Source organism: Nocardiopsis sp. NPDC006832 (genome assembly GCF_040635885.1).
In the GTDB taxonomy this organism is placed as follows: Bacteria; Actinomycetota; Actinomycetes; order Streptosporangiales; family Streptosporangiaceae; genus Nocardiopsis.
The window spans coordinates 43,788-60,591 of sequence record NZ_JBEYLC010000029.1; the positions used below are offsets into that span (position 1 = coordinate 43,788).

14 protein-coding genes are annotated in these 16,804 nt (G+C 70.4%); 8 read left to right on the forward strand and 6 right to left on the reverse strand.

Translation table 11 applies throughout. The annotated features are described in order from the left end of the window. Window positions 1-64: 64 nt before the first annotated feature. From ABZ717_RS15500 to ABZ717_RS15510, 3 genes are all read right to left on the reverse strand, one after another. Window positions 65-532 carry an Hsp20/alpha crystallin family protein gene (locus ABZ717_RS15500; protein WP_358510190.1) on the reverse strand — a complete coding sequence of 156 codons (468 nt, stop codon included), beginning with the start codon at window positions 530-532 and terminating at the stop codon, window positions 65-67. Continuing rightward, the gene (locus tag ABZ717_RS15505; protein ID WP_358510274.1) at window positions 529-2,217 is read right to left on the reverse strand and encodes a BCCT family transporter; all 1,689 of its coding nucleotides are present in this window, start codon (window positions 2,215-2,217) and stop codon (window positions 529-531) included. The genes ABZ717_RS15500 and ABZ717_RS15505 overlap by 4 nt, the downstream gene beginning before the upstream one ends. Before the next feature lie 249 nt (window positions 2,218-2,466). After that, window positions 2,467-2,946, reverse strand: a complete 480-nt coding sequence (locus tag ABZ717_RS15510) for a MarR family transcriptional regulator (RefSeq protein WP_358510277.1) — start codon at window positions 2,944-2,946, stop codon at window positions 2,467-2,469. Window positions 2,947-3,234: 288 nt separating this feature from the next. Here ABZ717_RS15510 and ABZ717_RS15515 point away from each other — a divergent pair, with 288 nt between their 5' ends. The 4 genes from ABZ717_RS15515 (at window position 3,235) to ABZ717_RS15530 (ending at window position 7,810) form a co-directional block, all read left to right on the forward strand. Next, window positions 3,235-4,296, forward strand: a complete 1,062-nt coding sequence (locus ABZ717_RS15515) for a polyprenyl synthetase family protein (RefSeq protein ID WP_358510280.1) — start codon at window positions 3,235-3,237, stop codon at window positions 4,294-4,296. Between the two features lie 93 nt (window positions 4,297-4,389). Next, entirely contained in the window at window positions 4,390-5,856 is a 1,467-nt protein-coding gene (gene crtI / locus ABZ717_RS15520; RefSeq protein ID WP_358510283.1) for a phytoene desaturase family protein, read from the forward strand. Next, the gene (locus ABZ717_RS15525; RefSeq protein WP_358510193.1) at window positions 5,853-6,791 is read left to right on the forward strand and encodes a phytoene/squalene synthase family protein; all 939 of its coding nucleotides are present in this window, start codon (window positions 5,853-5,855) and stop codon (window positions 6,789-6,791) included. The genes crtI and ABZ717_RS15525 overlap by 4 nt, the downstream gene beginning before the upstream one ends. 11 nt (window positions 6,792-6,802) lie before the next feature. Then, complete coding sequence (locus ABZ717_RS15530) at window positions 6,803-7,810, forward strand: DUF5914 domain-containing protein (protein ID WP_358510196.1); 1,008 nt, start codon at window positions 6,803-6,805, stop codon at window positions 7,808-7,810. On the opposite strand, the gene ABZ717_RS15535 is transcribed toward ABZ717_RS15530, so the two are convergent. Then, window positions 7,774-9,294, reverse strand: coding sequence for an FAD-dependent oxidoreductase (locus tag ABZ717_RS15535; RefSeq protein WP_358510286.1), 1,521 nt, complete (start codon window positions 9,292-9,294; stop codon window positions 7,774-7,776). The genes ABZ717_RS15530 and ABZ717_RS15535 overlap by 37 nt on opposite strands. 50 nt (window positions 9,295-9,344) lie before the next feature. Continuing rightward, on the reverse strand, window positions 9,345-10,091 hold the full coding sequence (locus tag ABZ717_RS15540; RefSeq protein ID WP_358510199.1) for a class I SAM-dependent methyltransferase: 747 nt from the start codon (window positions 10,089-10,091) through the stop codon (window positions 9,345-9,347). Window positions 10,092-10,155: 64 nt separating this feature from the next. Here ABZ717_RS15540 and ABZ717_RS15545 point away from each other — a divergent pair, with 64 nt between their 5' ends. The 4 genes from ABZ717_RS15545 to ABZ717_RS15560 all read left to right on the forward strand — a co-directional run bounded on the left by ABZ717_RS15545 (window position 10,156) and on the right by ABZ717_RS15560 (window position 16,018). Next, entirely contained in the window at window positions 10,156-11,373 is a 1,218-nt protein-coding gene (locus tag ABZ717_RS15545; protein WP_358510202.1) for a lycopene cyclase family protein, read from the forward strand. Between the two features lie 187 nt (window positions 11,374-11,560). After that, on the forward strand, window positions 11,561-12,259 hold the full coding sequence (locus ABZ717_RS15550; protein ID WP_358510205.1) for a DUF4383 domain-containing protein: 699 nt from the start codon (window positions 11,561-11,563) through the stop codon (window positions 12,257-12,259). A 5-nt stretch (window positions 12,260-12,264) separates the two neighbouring features. After that, on the forward strand, window positions 12,265-13,737 hold the full coding sequence (locus ABZ717_RS15555) for an SDR family oxidoreductase (protein WP_358510208.1): 1,473 nt from the start codon (window positions 12,265-12,267) through the stop codon (window positions 13,735-13,737). A 121-nt stretch (window positions 13,738-13,858) separates the two neighbouring features. Next, entirely contained in the window at window positions 13,859-16,018 is a 2,160-nt protein-coding gene (locus tag ABZ717_RS15560; RefSeq protein ID WP_358510211.1) for an MMPL family transporter, read from the forward strand. Here the strand turns inward: ABZ717_RS15560 and ABZ717_RS15565 are convergent. Next, a complete protein-coding gene (locus tag ABZ717_RS15565) occupies window positions 16,015-16,800 on the reverse strand; it encodes an aminotransferase class IV (protein WP_358510290.1) in 786 nt (261 codons plus the stop codon). The genes ABZ717_RS15560 and ABZ717_RS15565 overlap by 4 nt on opposite strands. Window positions 16,801-16,804: the final 4 nt, after the last annotated feature.

Genomic DNA, 16,804 nt, shown 5'->3' on the forward strand with positions numbered 1-16,804 from the left:
GGCCCCGCCGGAGGTGGTCCTCCGACGGGGCCCGCCGCCCGCGTCGCACGTGCGCGGTCCGGTCTCAGCCGCGCCTGCGGCGGGAGACCTTGATCGTCTTGGCCTTGCGCTGGTTGGCCGCCCCGTGCACGACGATCTCCAACAGTCCCTCGCCGTAGCTGGCCTCGATGTCCTCCTCACGGATGCCCTCCGGGAGGCTGATCTCCCGTCGGAACGTGCCCATGAAGCGTTCCGAGGAGTAGTAGACGACGTCCTCCTCGTCTCGCATGCGTTCACCGCTGATGGTGAGGACCCCGTGTTCGAAGGTGACCGCCGCGTCCTCCTCGAACACCCCCGGGACCTCGCAACGGATCACCAGGTCCCGGCCGCGGGCCAGGATGTCGGTGGGCGGGCTCCAAGCGTCGGCGAAGCCGCGTTCGCGTTCCCCGGCCTGGCTGGTCTCGATCGACGACATGGTGTCGGAGATGCGGTTCATCTCCGTGATCATGTCGATGACCCCGTGGAAGGGGTTGTTGAACCTCTTGGGGCTCACGTGGCCTCACCTTCCTCTGGATTGTTCTCGTCACCGCGGTGTTCGGTCCGGCCGTGGTCGCGGTGGCCCACGGGGATGTTCCCGGAGCGTCCTCGTTGTTCGGGTGGGGGCCGATCCTCGGCACGCATCCTCTTGGGTGCCCCCGGTTTGGGTTCCTGGGACAGTGCCTTGAACAGGCCCCACACCATGAAGATCAGGATCACCGCGAACGGCAGACCGGTGACGACCGATGCCGCTTGGAGCGCGTCGAGGGCGCTGGCCCCACCTAGGACCAACAGGATGAGCGTGACCGCACCCTCGCTGATGGCCCAGAAGGCGCGCTGGACCTTGAGCGGTTTGGTGCTGCCTCCGTTGGTGAGCATGTCCACCACCAGCGACCCGGAGTCGGAGGAGGTGATGAAGAAGATCGCCACCACGATGATGAGGAACAGTGACAGGATCACTGCGACGATCGGGCCCAGCGGCAACGCGTCCAGTAGGTGGTAGGCGGCGTCGGACTCGTCGCCGTCCATGAAGCCGCCGTCGCCGAACAACTCGTAGTACATGCCCGAGCCGCCGAACACCCCGAACCACAGGATGGAGACCAGTACCGGTCCGAACAGCGCGCCGAGCACGAACTCACGGATGGTGCGTCCGTAGGAGATACGGGCCAGGAAGACGCCGACGAAGGGCGCCCAGGAGATCCACCATCCCCAGTAGAAGACGCTCCAGGCGGTGGTGAAGTCGGCGGCGGTCTCGTCGGCCATCGGGCTCGGGAAGGACATGCTCCAGGGGATCAGGTTGCCCAGGTATTCGCCCGCCCCGGTGACCATGGTGCTGATGATCCACAGCTTGGGCCCCACGGCGAAGATGATCGCCAGGAGGATGAACGCCAGCCACAGGTTGAGCACCGACAGCCGGCGCATGCCCTTGTCGATCCCGGAGACGACGCTGTACAGGGCGATCCCGGTGATGACCACGATGATGATCGACTGGGTGAGCGAGTTGTTGGCGATGCCGAACACCTCGGACAGACCACTGTTGATCTGTAGGGTGCCCAGACCCAGTGAGGTCGCCAAACCGAAGATGGTCCCGAACACCGCCAGGATGTCCACCAGGTTGCCGGGCCAGCCGAAGGCCTTGTCGCCCAGCAGCGGGTACAGCGCCGATGCGGGGCGTAGCGGCAGGCCCTTGCGGAAGGCGAAGTAGCCCAGGGACAACCCCAACGCGATGTAGATCGCCCACGGGTGGAAGCTCCAGTGGAAGAAGCTGGAGGCGAGCGCGGTGCTGGCTGCGTCGGCCTGGGGCACCGCCTCACCGCCGCCCTCGGGTACGACGGGCGCCAGCGCCGAGTCACGCGGCTCGTGCATGTGGGTGACCGGTTCGGCCACACCCCAAAAGACCAGACCGATACCCATACCGGTGGTGAAGAGCATCGCGAACCAGGCGATGGTGCCGAACTCCGGCCTGGAGTCGTCCGGACCGAGCCGGATGCTCCCGAAACGGCTCAGCATCAGGAAGATCGCCGCGCCCAGGAAGAAGGTCGTGGACAGGACGTAGAACCAGCCCAGCTGTGAGCCGATCCAGTCACGTGCCGTACCCGCGGCGTCCAGGAGGGGATCGGTGAGGGCGATCCCCAGAACCACGAAGACGACGACCACGATCCCGGAGATCGCGAAGACCGGTGGGTTCGTATGTTCTCGGATGTATCTGCGCAGGGTTGAGATGGTTGCTCCTTCCCAGCCCCGTCGGTCGGGGGTCGGGGGTGCCGGTTCCTGCCTCCGGCCATGAATGGGTCCCGTGGGATGGTAGAGGCTTTCTTCCCTAGGAGTAAAGCAACCGTCACAACACGGAGAGTTCCGACAAAGCGGGTGATGTGGTAGTTGCCGGGTTCCAGACAGGAGGGGAGGCAGGGGAGAGGAAGGAGCCGGCGGGGGTGGAGCGGCCGGGAGGGGTCAGCCCGAGCGGCGTGGGGAGCGCTGGGCGATGAGGCCCTCCAGGGTGTCGTTCACCCTGTTCACCCAGCCCACGATCACCTTCAGTTCGTCCACGGAGTAGTCCTCGTGCATGGCGGTCATGGTGTCGCGCATCCCCACGGCGGTGCTCGTGGCCAGCTGTTCGGCCCCCGTCACCAGGCGCACCGCCACCTTGCGCCGGTCCAGTGGATGAGGGGTGCGCTCGACCAGGCCGTGCGCCTCCATCCGGTCGATCACGCCCGTCACCGAACCCGTGGACAGGCACAGGCTGTCCGCGATCTCTCCGGGGGTCATGGAACCGGCCACGCGCAGCAGCGTGTAGCACTGGAAGTCGGTGGGGTTCATGCCCGAGCGTTCCGACATCCGGTGCAGCAACCGCACCAGCTGTACCGCCAGCTGTTGGCCATCGGTCTGTAGGGACGAGTACAGGTCCGCGCGGGGATCGGCCGTTTCCGTCATGGGCGCCTCCACCTCGGTGGCCTCGGACCCCTCGGGCCCGGTGAAGCGGATTCTGGGCGCGGTGTTCATCCATCTCCCAGCGTCACGATGATCGGGCCTTCCGGTCACTGCCATCGAGTTTACGGGGGCTCGAAGTGTTGGGTGGCCCAGAGTCTATGCGATGTGTAATAGTTCGTTTTATGAGAATCACTTAAAACGAGACAAAGCGTCCAAGTGGCCTTCCCAGAGGAGAGTGTCATCGTCGACTTCAAGACGGAAGCACCACGAACGGAGTGGCGACCACCGCCGATGGACTTGGGCGGGGTCCGCGCGGCCGTCGGCGACCTCCTGCACCGACACCTGGAGCCGCGAGTCCGGGAGGTGGGCCTCCTCGATCCGGACTGCGCCCGTGATCTGGCCGACCGAATCGTCTCCTTCACCCTGGGCGGCAAACGACTCAGGTCCACACTGGCCTGGTGGGGCTGGCTCGCCGGTGGTGGTCCGTCCCATGGGCCCCGGGCACGCGCGGCGCTGTCCGCGGCCTCCGCTCTGGAGTTGCTCCAGACCTTCGCCCTGATCCACGACGACGTGATGGACTCCGCCCCCACCAGGCGGGGAGACCCCTCCCAGCACGCCGTCCACACCGCCGACCACCGATCACGGTCCTACCGGGGCGAACCGGCGCGTTACGGCGAGTCCATGGCGATCCTCACCGGAGACCTCGCCCTGGTCTGGGCCGACGACCTGCTCCACGAGTCCATCGACGACCTCCCCACAAGGAGCGAGGCCCATCGGGTGTGGCGCGACATGCGCACCGAGGTGATGGTCGGTCAGTACCTCGACCTGCGTTCCCAAGCGCGCGCGGAACGTTCGGTGGGCGTCGCCCTGCGGACCGACCGACTCAAGACCGCCTCCTACACCGTCGAGCGTCCCCTGCACCTGGGCGCCGTCATGGCGGGAGCCCCGTCCACGACCAGGTCGGCGCTGCGCGACTACGGCGCCGACGTGGGCGTGGCCTTCCAACTCCGCGACGACCTCATGGACATCTACGGTGATCCGTCCCGAACCGGGAAGGCGCCGGGGGAGGACCTCGAACAGGGCACGAACACCATGCTCCTCGCGACCGGCGTCGACCTGGCGCGGGAACACGGCGACAGTGCCGCTCTGGAGCTGCTGGAACGCGTCGGCGCCGGCCCGGTGGACACGGTAGAGGTCGCACACGTCCTCGACCGTCTGGGCGCACGCGACCTGGTACGACGACGCTGCCGTGCCCTGGCCGACCGGGGCGTGGGCCACATCGCCCACCTCGACCTCGACCCGGCCGTGCGCGAAGGCCTGACCGGCTTCGCCGACACCGCGGCGCGTACTTGAGCCCGAACCCGAACACGCTCATAGGTGGAACCCGTGAACCCTGACGCGACTCCGACCCGGCCTTCGGGCCCTGCGCGAACCGGCCGCGCCCCCGTGGTCGTCGTGGGCGCCGGCCTGTCCGGCCTTTCATGCGCCCTGCACCTGCTGGGCGCCGGTCGCGACGTGGTGATCGTCGAACGTGAGGAGTACCCGGGCGGACGCGCGGGCCGCCTCGACATGGACGGCTTCCGGGTGGACACCGGACCCACCGTCCTGACCATGCCCGAACTCCTCGACGAGGCCTTCGCCGCGGTCGGGGAGGGCCTGCGCGACCGTCTCGACCTCATGCCGCTGGCACCCGCCTACCGGGCGAACTTCGCCGACGGCACCACCATCGACGTGCACACCGACCGCCGTCGCATGACCACCGAGGTGGCCCGGGTCGCCGGAACCCGCGAAGCCGTGGGCTACCTGCGCCTGCGCGAGTGGCTCACCCGCCTCTACGAGGTGGAGATGCGCTCGTTCATCGACGCCGACTTCGATTCGCCCCTGGACCTGCTCGGCCCCGACCTGGTCCGGCTGGCCGCCCTGGGCGGTTTCGGCCGTCTGGCGCCCGCGGTCGGCAGGCACATCAAGGACGAGCGCCTGCGCCGCGTCTTCTCGTTCCAGTCCCTCTACGCGGGGGTGGCACCCGAACGCGCCCTGGCCGCCTACGCCGTCATCGCCTACATGGACACCATCGCGGGCGTCCACTTCCCGCGAGGTGGGATGCGTGCGATCGGTGAGGCCATGGCGGGGGCGGCGGCCAAGGCCGGGGCGCGTCTGCGCTACGGGGAGTCCGTGACACGCCTGGAACGATCGAGGGATCGGGTCACCGCGGTGGTGACCGACCAGGGCGAACGCGTGGCCTGCGACCAGGTCGTGCTGACCGTGGACCTGCCCACCGCCCACCGTCTCCTGGGACGCCGGCCCCAACGCCTGGTCCCGCACCGCTTCTCGCCCTCGGCGGTCGTGCTCCATCTGGGCACCGACCGCACGTGGGAGCACCTGTCCCACCACACCATCTCGTTCGGCCACCAGTGGGAACGCACCTTCACCGAGATCATCGACCGAGGCCGCACGATGAGCGATCCCTCGCTGCTGGTCACCCAACCCACGCTCACCGACCCCTCCCTGGCCCCGGACGGCCACCACCTGCTCTACGTCCTGGCGCCCGCACCCAACCTCGACGCGGGCGACATCGATTGGGACCGGGAGGGTCCGCGTTACCGGGACGAACTCATCGGAACCCTCGAAGAACGCGGGCTGACCGGTCTCGACGCCTCGATCCGAGCCGAGCGGATGGTCACCCCCGCCGACTGGGCCCGCCAGGGCATGGCTCGCGGCACCCCGTTCTCCCTGGCGCACACCTTCGCCCAGACCGGCCCGTTCCGGCCCCGCAACGTCCTGGCCGGCACCACCAACGCCGTCCTCGCCGGTTGCGGCACCACCCCGGGCGTGGGGCTGCCCACGGTGCTGATCTCGGGAAAACTGGCGGCCGCGCGAGTGCTGGCCGCGTCGACACGACGGGGGCGACGATGAACAGGGCCATCGCCGAACTGAACGCGGCCGGGATCACCTCGCGACGTCTGCGCGACGGCTACCTGCGCTGCCGCGACCTGCACGCCCACCATGGCCGCACCTACTACACGGCCACCCGGGTGCTGCCACCCGAACGCCGCCCCGGCATCCACGCGCTCTACGGGTTCGCCCGCTGGGTGGACGACATCGTCGACGAACCCGAGCCCGGGACCACCGTCGAGGACCGACGTTCACGTCTGGACCGCGTCGACGCCGACCTGGCCCTGGGCCTGGCGGGATCCGAACCGGACGAACCGGTGCTGCGCGCCCTGGCGCACACCGTGGACCGCTACGAACTGCCCGCCGAGCACTTCACCGCCTTCATGTCCTCCATGCGCATGGACCTGGAGACGACCGAATACCGCGACCTCGACCACCTGCGCGAGTACATGTACGGCTCGGCCGCGGTGATCGGACTCCAGGTCCTGCCGGTGCTGGGCACGGTCACGCCCCGGAGCGAGGCCGCACCGCACGCCGCCGCCCTGGGCGAGGCCTTCCAACTCACCAACTTCCTGCGTGACGTGGCCGAGGACCTCGGGCGCGGACGGGTGTACCTGCCCACCGACGTCCTCGCCGCGCACCGGGTCGATCGCGCCCTTCTCGAGCACTGCGCCCGGGCGCGAACCCCGGACCCGCGGGTGTGCCGGGCCATCGCCGAACTGGTGGAGGTCAACCAGGACCTCTATCGCCTGGCCGAACCCGGGGTGGCGATGCTCGAACCCGTCGCCCGTCCGTGTGTCGCCACCGCCTTCCGGCTCTATCGCGCCATCCTGGACGAGATCGGTGCGGCGGACTTCGACGTGTGGAGTGTCCGCCACCGGGTGTCCGACACGCGCAAGATGGCGTCGGCCCTGCCCGCCCTGGCCCGCTCACTGTGGGCGAGGGCCGTCCCCTGAGGAGATCGCAGATGACGCTGCCCGACCCCGAACCTCGGCGGATCCCACTGCGCCGTATGCCCAAGGGCACCTGGTCCCGTCAGGAACCGACCTGGCGGGAGGCGTCCCCGGGGGTGATCGGGTCCGCGCTCAAACGCGCCCTGGCCCGCCCGTCCGGCAACTGGTACGTACTGGCCGCCTCCGAGGAGGTGCGCCGTGACCGCCCCTTCGGTCGGATGGTGGCCGGCACCGAACTGGTGGCCTGGCGTACCGCGGACGGGTCCGTGCACGCCGGTCCGGGAGCCTGCCCGCACCTGGGCGCGCCCCTGTGCCGGGGCGCGGTGGACCGGGGGCGTCTGGTGTGCCGCTGGCATGGCCTGTCCCTGGGCTCCGAGGGCTTCCCCGGCTGGAGCCCCCACCCCGCCCACGACGACGGAGTGCTGGTGTGGGTACGACTGGACCAGGTGGGCGGTGAGGAACCGCTGAAGGCACCCGTGGTGCCCGAACGTCCCGATCCCGCTCGCGGCATCGCCGCGGTGGAGAGCATGGCGGGCCGGTGCGAACCCGAGGACGTGGTCGCCAACCGGCTCGACCCCTGGCACGGCTCCTGGTTCCACCCCTACTCCTTCGTGGGGTTGCGGGTCACCGAGACATCGAGCGGTCCCGACCCCGACCCCGACCGGATGGTGGTGGACGTGGGCTTCAAGGTGGCCGGTCGGTGGGGTGTGCCCGTGCGCGCGGAGTTCGTCTGCCCGGAACCGCGCACGGTGGTCATGCGCATCATCGAGGGCGAGGGGGAGGGCAGTGTGGTGGAGACCCACGCCACGCCGCTGGGCGTGGACGAACGAGGGGTACCGCGCACCGCCGTCATCGAGGCGACGGTCGCGTCCTCCGACCGCACCGGATTCGCGTTCGCGCGCAGGCTCGCCGGTGCGGTCCGGCCGGTGATGCGCATGGCCGCCCGCCGCCTGTGGCGCGACGACCTCGCCTACGCCGAACGCCGCTACCTGCTGCGCGCCTCCGGGCGGTGGCCCGGCTGACGTAGGGACCGGGCCAGGGCACGCAGCGGCGCGAACCGGCCCCGCCGGGGCACACTCCACACGGTGTGTCCCCGCAGCCCCCACCGGGCGAGCAAGGCGTTGGCGGCCAGTACGCCACTGGTGGCCGCGCGTTCCATCAACGCCACCGGAAGATCCACCCGTACGTGGTCCCCGGCCACCACCAGCCACGGATCGGGGGTGGTCACCGCGCAGCGTTGGCCGTGGCCGCCCGGTGGGAAGAGGGGACAATCCTGACGCAGTTCGTGTCGGGCGTCCACCACCCCCGCCTCGCGAAGCTCGGGATAGACCGCCAGGGCCTGTTTCCACAGCGACACCCGCTCGGCCGTCGGATCACATCCCTGCGGCAGCGCGTAGGCGTGCAGTTCCACGACCGAACCACCGGTGCGCCGTGCCCACTCGGCCGCCTGGTCCTCGTAGCGCTCCAACACGCTGACGTTGTCCAGGGTGGGGTGACCGGCGGTGCCCAGGAACGCCTGTCGATGCGCGCGCACCGGCCGGTCCAACCAGTAGCGGGAGACCAGGAACGGCGGTGCCGAGGGCAGCGCCGCCACCCGCCTCCGCCAGCTCCCGTCGCCGAGCTCCGGTGATCGGGCCACCACCTCGCGCAGGCCGCCCGGGTCGGTGGCCAGCACCACCCCGTCGAAGCGCTCGCTCCGCCCACCGGCCTGGTCGGTCCAGGTCACCGTGGCCCCGGCCGGGGCCACGGGGGCGACCCCCTCCACCCGAGCCCCGTAGCGGAAGACCACCCCGTCCGCGCACAGACGTTCGGCGAGAGGGTTCCACAACGCCTGCGGGAAGGGGGCGCGCGGCACGTCGAACACCAGCCCCTCGGAGGAACCGAGGAAGTAGATGTGGAACATCACCGCCATCTCCGCCGCCGACAGGTGTTCGGGCGGGGCGAAGAAGCTGCGGCTGAAGACCTCGAAGGCCAGGTGGCGGGCGGTACGGGGGAAGCGGGTCACCTCCAACAGGTCACGGGCGCTCAAGTGGTCCAGGCGTTCGTACACACCCGGTACGTCCACGTCCAGTAGTTGCAGGGCGGCGGGCACGTTCACCCCGGCCAACTCCCGGACCGGGAAGCTGCGGCTGGTCGCGGCCAGCACGGCCGCGTTCCAGGGCGGTGTGCTCGGAAGCCCGGAGAAACGGTCGGCCGCACCCGAGGCGTGCACCAACGGGTAGTCCGTCAACGGCACCAGGGCGGAGAGTTCGGGGTCGCCGTGACGTAGCAGTGCGCGCAGGTTGTAGTACTGCCGGAAGAAGGCGTGGAAGCCGCGGCTCATCGTCGCCGTGGAGCCGTCGGCCAGGGTGGTGTCCCAGCCGCGAAGCCGCCCGCCCAGACTTTCCTCGCGTTCGAGGACCGTCACCTCGATCCCGCGTTCGACCAGGGCACGGGCGGTGGCGAGTCCGGCGATGCCACCGCCCACCACCGCCACACGGGGAGTGTGCTCCGGGCGTGGACCCACGGGTTCGGGCGCCGGGAGCGCCTCGGCCGCGGAGTCGTGGACGTCGCCGCTCACCAGACGCCTCCCGGGCGGGAACCGACGAAGGTGTGCGTGATCCCGTATTGCCATCCCGGCAACGGCGCACTGGCCACCGACTCCAGTCCGGTGGCCCGCATGCGCGCGAGCAACTCCCGCCTGCCGTCGAACTCCAGCACACTGCGCCACAGGTAACGGAACAGGTCGGACCGCCCGGCCAGCGCCCTACCGGAGGGGATGATGATCCCCCAGCACACCGCCGTCCACACCGCCCGCGCGGACGGTGAATCGGCCACCGAGTACTCGTGCAGGGCCAACCGCCCTCCCGGGCGCAGTACCTGGAAGACCGACCGGAGGAGCGTCTCGGGGTCGGGCACGTTTCTGATCAGGTAGGCGCCGAACACCGCGTCCGCCGGCCCGCCCACCCACTCGTGCACCCGGGCGGGGGACAGTTCCTCGGCCCGGGCCCGGTGGAAGACGACGTCGCCGTCCCAGGTCTTGGCCCGTGCGGCGTCGAGCATGCCCTGGGAGGCGTCCACCCCCACGATCCGGGCCTTGGGCGCGGCGTCGAGCAACGCCGCCGTGGAGGCGCCGGTTCCGCAGCCCAGATCCAGCAGACGCATTCCCTCGCCCTGGTCCGGTAGCCGCAGCCGCCGCACCGACGCGCGCAGATCCCGGTGGTAACCCGGGTTGGCGCCGACCAGCCGGTCATAGGCGCCCGCCGCGTGATCGAACTCGTCGGTGACCGCTCCGGTCTTCATCCGGCCCGTCGTGGTGGTCATGGTGCTCCCACGTGTGATCGTCGATGTTCTCGCGTTCTCCCGAGGGCCCCGGCAAGCTGGGACCATGACCGACTACGACGTGGTGATCATCGGCGGGGGAGCCGCGGGGCTCACCCTCTCCCACCGCATGGGCATGGTCAACGAACGACGCGGGCGCCCCCTGCGCACGGCTCTGCTGGAGCCTCCCGTGGGAGAGCACACACCGCCCCCGCGCACCTGGTGCTTCTGGGAACCGGCCGGAGGGCCTTGGGACGACCTGTTGACGGCGCGGTGGCGCGACCTGACCGTGGTGGGGGCCGGTGGTACCGAGTACCGTTCCCCGGCCGATCCCTACGTGTACAAGATGCTGCGCTCGGCCGACATGGCGGCCCACGTCCGTGACCACGCCGACGAGCACCTCCGGACGCGGGCGCTGTACGTGACGGGGCTGGTCGACGGGCCCGAGCACGCCACGGTCCACGCCACCGAACCCGACGGCACCGAGGTGGCCCTGACGGCCCGTTGGGTCTTCGACTCCCGTCCCCCGGCCCTGCCCCCGGGTGGACGCACCACCCTGCTCCAGCACTTTCGGGGCTGGTTCGTGCACCTGCCACGCGAGAGCCTCGATCCGGGGTCGGCCATCCTCATGGACCTGCGCCCGGAGCAACCCCGTACCGGCGTCGCCTTCGGTTACGTGTTGCCGCTGTCCTCGCGCGAGGCGCTGGTGGAGTACACCGAGTTCGGCCGCACCGCCCTGACCACAGCGGAGTACGAGAGGGCCCTCACCGACTACTGCGCCCGGGCAGGACTGGGGGAGTTCGAGGTCACCGCCACGGAACAGGGTGTCATCCCGATGACCGACGCCCCCTTCCCGACCCGGACCGGACGGCGTCTGTTCCGCATCGGCACCGCGGGTGGCGCGACCCGTCCCTCCACCGGCTACACGTTCAGCGGAGTGGCCCGACAGACCGCGGCGGTGGCCCGGGCCCTGGCCGCCGACCGGACGCCGGTGCCCCCGGTCCCGCATCGTTCCCGCCACCTGACCATGGACGCCATCATGCTCGCGGCGTTGGACGGCGGACGGGTGGCGGGCGCCGACTTCTTCGAGCGCCTCTTCGCCGGCAACCGACTCGGCGACGTGCTGGCCTTCCTGGACGGAGCCTCCCGCCTGCCGACGGAGCTCCGTATGGGGCTGACCACCCCGGTGGCGGCCATGTCCCGGACCACCCTCGACCACCTGTGGCACACCCTGCGCACTCGTGTCGGCGGGGCCGGGTGGGTCACCGGAGGGGCCAACGGGTGATCGCGCCGCTGTGACCTGCGATTACTCGTGAGGGGCGAGTGTGCTTCCGTCCGGTTGGGAGGGATGCGTTCGGGGAATCCTGGGGTCACGCGACGGCGGAAACGGGACGGACCACCCGGGCCTTCCGGGGTCGTACCTCCCGAGTCCGGGGCCGGCCCGCTCCGGCCGAATCGAAAGGGGCGGCGACATGCGACTGCACACCGAACGACGGGCGGATCGGCGGCTCGATCTCGTCTACCGGATCGGTGCCGGGCTCACCGGTCTGGTCCTGATCGGGTTCGGTATCGCGGGGCTGATGATCAGACTTCCGCTGTTCGATACCCAGGGCGAGGTGATCGCCGGACTGTCCACCAACGGGGCGCTGAGCTTCATCTCGATCGCCATCGGCTCGTTGCTGGTGGGCGCGATGGTGTTGGGCGGAACCTTCGCCTCCACCGTGTGCGTCGTGGTCGGTGTCGCGTTCGTCGCGAGCGGCCTCGTCAACCTCTTCCTGATGAGCACCGACTTCAACATCCTGGCCTTCTCGATGCCCAACGTCATCTTCAGCTTCGTGGTGGGTCTGCTGGTGATGACCTTCGGCATGTACGGCCGGTTCAGTGGCGGCCTGGACGAGGACAACCCCTTCCATCGGCATCGGGAGGCCCGTCACGGGGACCGGGAGGCCCGGCGTCGGGACCGGGAGACACACGACCAGAGACGGGTGCCGGCTCCGCGAGCCGAGGACGAGGGCGCGTCGGCCCGAGATGAGGACGGTGCGCCGCGTGCCAGGGAGGGCGACGACCTCGTTTACCGGGCCGGACACGAGGCCGGACGCCAGGGCGGGCCCGACGGCGCGAGCGCGCTGAAGTCACCCGGTCGCCACCGCCGTAGCCGGCCCGACGAATGAGCACCGTGGTCGAGAGGCGGCGTCTGGCACTGGTCACCGGCGCCAGCGGGTACATCGGTGGCCGACTGGTCCCCGAACTGCTGGAGGCCGGATACCGGGTGCGCTGCCTGGCTCGAAGCCCGGAGAAACTCCGTGACCACCCCTGGCGGGAACGGGTCGAGGTGGCGCGCGGCGACGTGGTCTCGGGGGAGGGGCTCGACGAGGCCCTGAACGGAGTCGACGTCGCCTACTACCTGGTGCACTCCATGGGCAAGGGAGGCGACTTCGAGAGCGTCGACGCGCAGGGGGCCCGCGTCTTCGCCCGTGCGGCGGGAGAGGCGGGTGTCGGCCGGGTGGTCTACCTGGGCGGACTCGCCCCACGAGGACAGGAGTTGTCCGCGCACATGGCCTCGCGCAAGGAGGTCGCCGACCTCCTTCGGGCCGGGCCGGTGCCCACCGTGGTGTTGCGCGCCGCGGTGATCCTCGGTTCGGGGTCGGCCTCCTTCGAGATGCTGCGGCACCTCACCGAGCGGTTGCCTGTCATGACCACGCCTCGGTGGGTGCGCAGCCGGGTGCAGCCGATCGCCGTCCGCGACGTGCTGCGACTGTTGGTTCTGGCCGACACGCTGCCGGCCGGCACCGATCGGGCCTTCGACATCGGTGGACCCGAGGTGCTCGACTACGTGGAGATGATCGAGCGTTTCGCCGCCGAGGCGGGTCTGGCCCGTCGGCTGATCCTTCCGGTGCCGGTCCTGTCGCCCGGGCTTTCGAGTCTGTGGGTGGGTCTGGTCACGCCGGTTCCACCCGCTGTGGCGCGTCCCCTGGTGGAGTCGCTACGCCATGACGCGGTGGTCGAACGGGACGAACTGTCCGACCTGGTGGACGACCACGAACGGATCGGGTTCGATCGGGCGGTGGCGTTGGCCTTGCGCAGGATCGACGAGGACAGGGTGGACACCCGCTGGTCGTCGGCGGCCTGGCCCAGCGCCCCCTCGGACCCGCTGCCCACCGATCCCGACTGGTCCGGGGGCAGCCTGTACATCGATCGCCGAGCCCGGGTCGTGGACGCTTCGGCCCAGGACGTGTGGCGGGTGATCGAGGGGATCGGTGGGGACCGGGGTTGGTACTCGTGGCCGTTCGCCTGGGCGGCCCGAGGATGGATCGACCTGGCCGTGGGAGGGGTGGGGCCGCGTCGCGGTCGCCGGGATCCTCGACGTCTGCGGGTGGGGGACTCACTGGACTTCTGGCGCGTGGAGGAGATCGTCCCCGGCGCGTTGCTGCGGTTGCGTGCGGAGATGCGGTTGCCCGGTCCGGCCTGGTTGGAACTGGGTGTGGCCCGGGTGCGGGGGAGAACGGTGTATCACCAACGGGCCGTCTTCCATCCCCGTGGGCTGACGGGACACCTGTACTGGCGGGCGGTGCAGCCTTTCCACGGGGTGGTGTTCGGATCGATGGCCGCCAACATCGCGGCCCGGGCCGAACGCGACTCCGCGAAGTAGGCGAGGAGCCCACGGTGAAGAGCATTGGTCAGGGTGCGGTAGCGTAATGCCAGAATTTGCTAGTAATCCAAGAAGCTCTGTTTTCTAGTCAAGCTTCTCGATCGTGGAAGGACATCCGACCGTGAGTACACGACCGGAACAGTCGCCTCGGCGGTCACGTCGGTGGGTGGGGGCGGCCCTTCTGGTCGCCCTGGTGTGGATTCTCGGAGCGGGGCCGCTCGGGGCCTTCCTCGGCAAACTCGGCGAGGTCCAGACCAACGACCCCGCCGCCTTCCTTCCGGCCGGTGCCGAATCCACCGAGGCCGACCGGCTCGCCGAGGACTTCGACCGCTCCGAGACCGTCCCGGCCATCGTCGTCATCTCCGGTGATGACGACCTCGACGACGCCGAACTCGCCGACGCCACGGCCCTGGCCGAACGGATCGGTGAGGAGCCCTGGGTCTCCGGCGAGGTCATCGGACCCGTCCCCGGCACGGAGGACGCCTCCGTCGCCCAACTCGTCGTCCTCGTCGACAACACCTACGACACCCGCGACACGGTGGACGAGCTGCGCGCGCTGATCGCCGACGAGCCCGTCGACGGACTCACCGTCCAGGTCACCGGGCCGGCCGGATACGCCGCCGACCTCGTCGCGGCCTTCGGCGGTATCGACTCCACCCTGCTGCTGGTCGCGGTCGCCGCCGTATTGGTCATCCTCATCGCGGTCTACCGCTCACCGCTGTTGCCGATCCTGGTCATCGTCGCCTCCCTGCTCGCCCTCGGACTGTCCGGCGCGCTGGTCTACCTGGCCGCCGACATCGGACTGGTCACCCTCAACGGCCAGAGCCAGGGCATCCTGTTCATCCTGGTGGTGGGCGCCTGTACCGACTACGCGCTGTTGCTCGTGGCCCGCTACCGGGAGGAGCTCGCCACCACCGATCGGGTTCCCACGGCCGTGCTCGCCGCCATCCGCGGCGTCACCGGCCCCGTCCTGGCCTCCGGTGGCACCGTCATCCTCGGCCTGCTCTGCCTGCTGGCCGCCGACCTCAACTCCACCAGCAGTCTCGGACCCGTCGTCGCCATCGGCATCGTCGCCGCGATGCTCTCCGCGATGACCTTCCTGCCCGCCGCCCTGGCACTGTGCGGACGCGCCGCCTTCTGGCCCACCGCCCCGCACCGGGTGAACCAGGAGGGGCAGAGCATCGACCGGGTCCTGGAACAGCACCCGTTCTGGGGACGGCTCGCCCGAGGCGTGGCGGGACGCCCGCGTACCTTCTGGCTCGCGACCACCGGCCTGCTGCTCGCCGCCGCGGTGTTCGCGCCCCAGTTCACCGCCGAGGGGACCGGCCAGGCCGACGTGTTCCGCACCGAGGTCGAGGCGGTCGAAGGGCAGCACGCCCTCGACCGCGGCTTCGGCCCCGACTTCAGCGCCGCGCCCACCACGGTGATCGCCGACGCCGATCACCTGGAGGAGGTCGTGGCCGCCGCCGAGGACACCCCGGGTGTGGAAAGCGCCACGGCGGTGACCGAACCGGGTCCGCCCGGGGTGGCGGCCCCCGTCCTGGTGGAGAACGGGCGGGTGCTGATCGAGGTCGAACTGGCGGTGGCCTCCGAGACCACCGCCGCCCTCGACGAGGTCGGGGAGCTGCGGGAGAACGTGCGCGAGGTGCCGGGCGCCGAGGCCGTGGTCGGCGGGGTGGACGCCACCGCCCTCGACACCCGCGAGACCGCCCAGCGCGACTTCGTGGTCGTGGTCCCCTTGGTGTTGGTCGTGGTGTTCCTGGTACTGATCCCGCTGCTGCGCTCCCTGGTGGCGCCGCTGCTGCTGATGGCGGTCAACGTGCTCTCGTTCGCCACCGCGCTCGGTGTGGGCACCCTGGTGTTCGACCACGTCCTGAAGCTGCCCGGGGCCGACCCTGTGGTGCCGCTGTTCGCGTTCGTGTTCCTGGTCGCGCTCGGCATCGACTACAGCATCTTCCTGATGTCGCGGGCTCGGGAGGAGACGCTCCGCCACGGACACCGGGAGGGCGTCCTGCGGGCCCTCACCGTCACCGGCGGGGTGATCACCTCCGCCGGCGTGGTGCTGGCGGCGACCTTCGCGGCGCTCGCGGTCATCCCGTTGCTGTTCCTGTTGCAGCTGGCGTTCCTGGTCGCCTTCGGCGTGCTGGTCGACGCCCTGCTCGTGCGCTCCGTGCTCATCCCGGCGCTCTCCCTGGACGTGGGACCGCGCCTGTGGTGGCCCGGCCGCGCCGGACGCGGACCCGCCACCGAGGACGCCGAGTCCGGCGAGAACGTCGGTTAGAGGGGGTCACCCGCCAGTTCTCGGTAGGCGTGGGCGAGTCTGCCCAGCAGCCCGGGGCGGGGCAGGTGCACACCGTCCAACGCCGCCACGGGACGCACCCCCGTGGTGGCGTTGGTGATGAACGCCCCCGCCACCCGGGTGGCCGCGACCGCCGCCAATGGTCGGGTGGAGACCGGGATGCCCAGGGTCTGGGCGGCCCGACTCACCAACTCCATGGTCACCCCGGGCAGACAGGGGGCCTGTGGCCACACCAGCCCGGACCCGTCCAGGAACCCGATGTTCCAGGTCGGCCCCTCCGAGATCCGACCGTCGATCCCGACGAAGAGCGCGTCGTCGAACCCGTCCACCTGCGCGGCGCGACGCTGCCGGATCGACCCGAACAGCGAGGTGCTCTTCACCGTCGGGCTGTCCCGGGAGAAGGACCGGATGCCCAGCCGCACCGGTTCGGGTTCGGAGGTCGGCGCGGGCCGGGTGGTGACGAGGACCTGGGGCAGTGAACGATCCGCCGGCCGGGCCAGGTCCAGGGCCGGATCGAACACGGTGACCCGCACGATCGAGGGAGAGGGGCGGGCGCGCGCCGCGCGCCGGGCGAGCTCGCGCACGCGCGCGATGTCGAGGTCGGTACCGAAGAGGGTCTCGCAGTCGCGGCTCAACCGTTCGGTGTGCAGCCGCAGACCGCGTACGCGCAGATCCGTGACCAGCATGGTCGTGAAGTGTCCGTAACCCTGGAGGGCCAGACCGGAGAGTTCCCCCGTGCTGACGGGACGTCCGTTCAGTTCCATCACG

What these genes read in the sequence shown, in the direction of transcription:
- ABZ717_RS15510 (WP_358510277.1), bottom strand. Translation starts at nt 2,946, where the DNA reads ATGACGGAAACGGCCGATCCCCGCGCGGACCTGTACTCGTCCCTACAG.
- ABZ717_RS15515 (WP_358510280.1), top strand. Translation starts at nt 3,235, where the DNA reads ATGGACTTGGGCGGGGTCCGCGCGGCCGTCGGCGACCTCCTGCACCGA.
- ABZ717_RS15525 (WP_358510193.1), top strand. Translation starts at nt 5,853, where the DNA reads ATGAACAGGGCCATCGCCGAACTGAACGCGGCCGGGATCACCTCGCGA.
- ABZ717_RS15530 (WP_358510196.1), top strand. Translation starts at nt 6,803, where the DNA reads ATGACGCTGCCCGACCCCGAACCTCGGCGGATCCCACTGCGCCGTATG.
- ABZ717_RS15540 (WP_358510199.1), bottom strand. Translation starts at nt 10,091, where the DNA reads ATGACCACCACGACGGGCCGGATGAAGACCGGAGCGGTCACCGACGAG.
- ABZ717_RS15545 (WP_358510202.1), top strand. Translation starts at nt 10,156, where the DNA reads ATGACCGACTACGACGTGGTGATCATCGGCGGGGGAGCCGCGGGGCTC.
- ABZ717_RS15550 (WP_358510205.1), top strand. Translation starts at nt 11,561, where the DNA reads ATGCGACTGCACACCGAACGACGGGCGGATCGGCGGCTCGATCTCGTC.
- ABZ717_RS15565 (WP_358510290.1), bottom strand. Translation starts at nt 16,800, where the DNA reads ATGGAACTGAACGGACGTCCCGTCAGCACGGGGGAACTCTCCGGTCTG.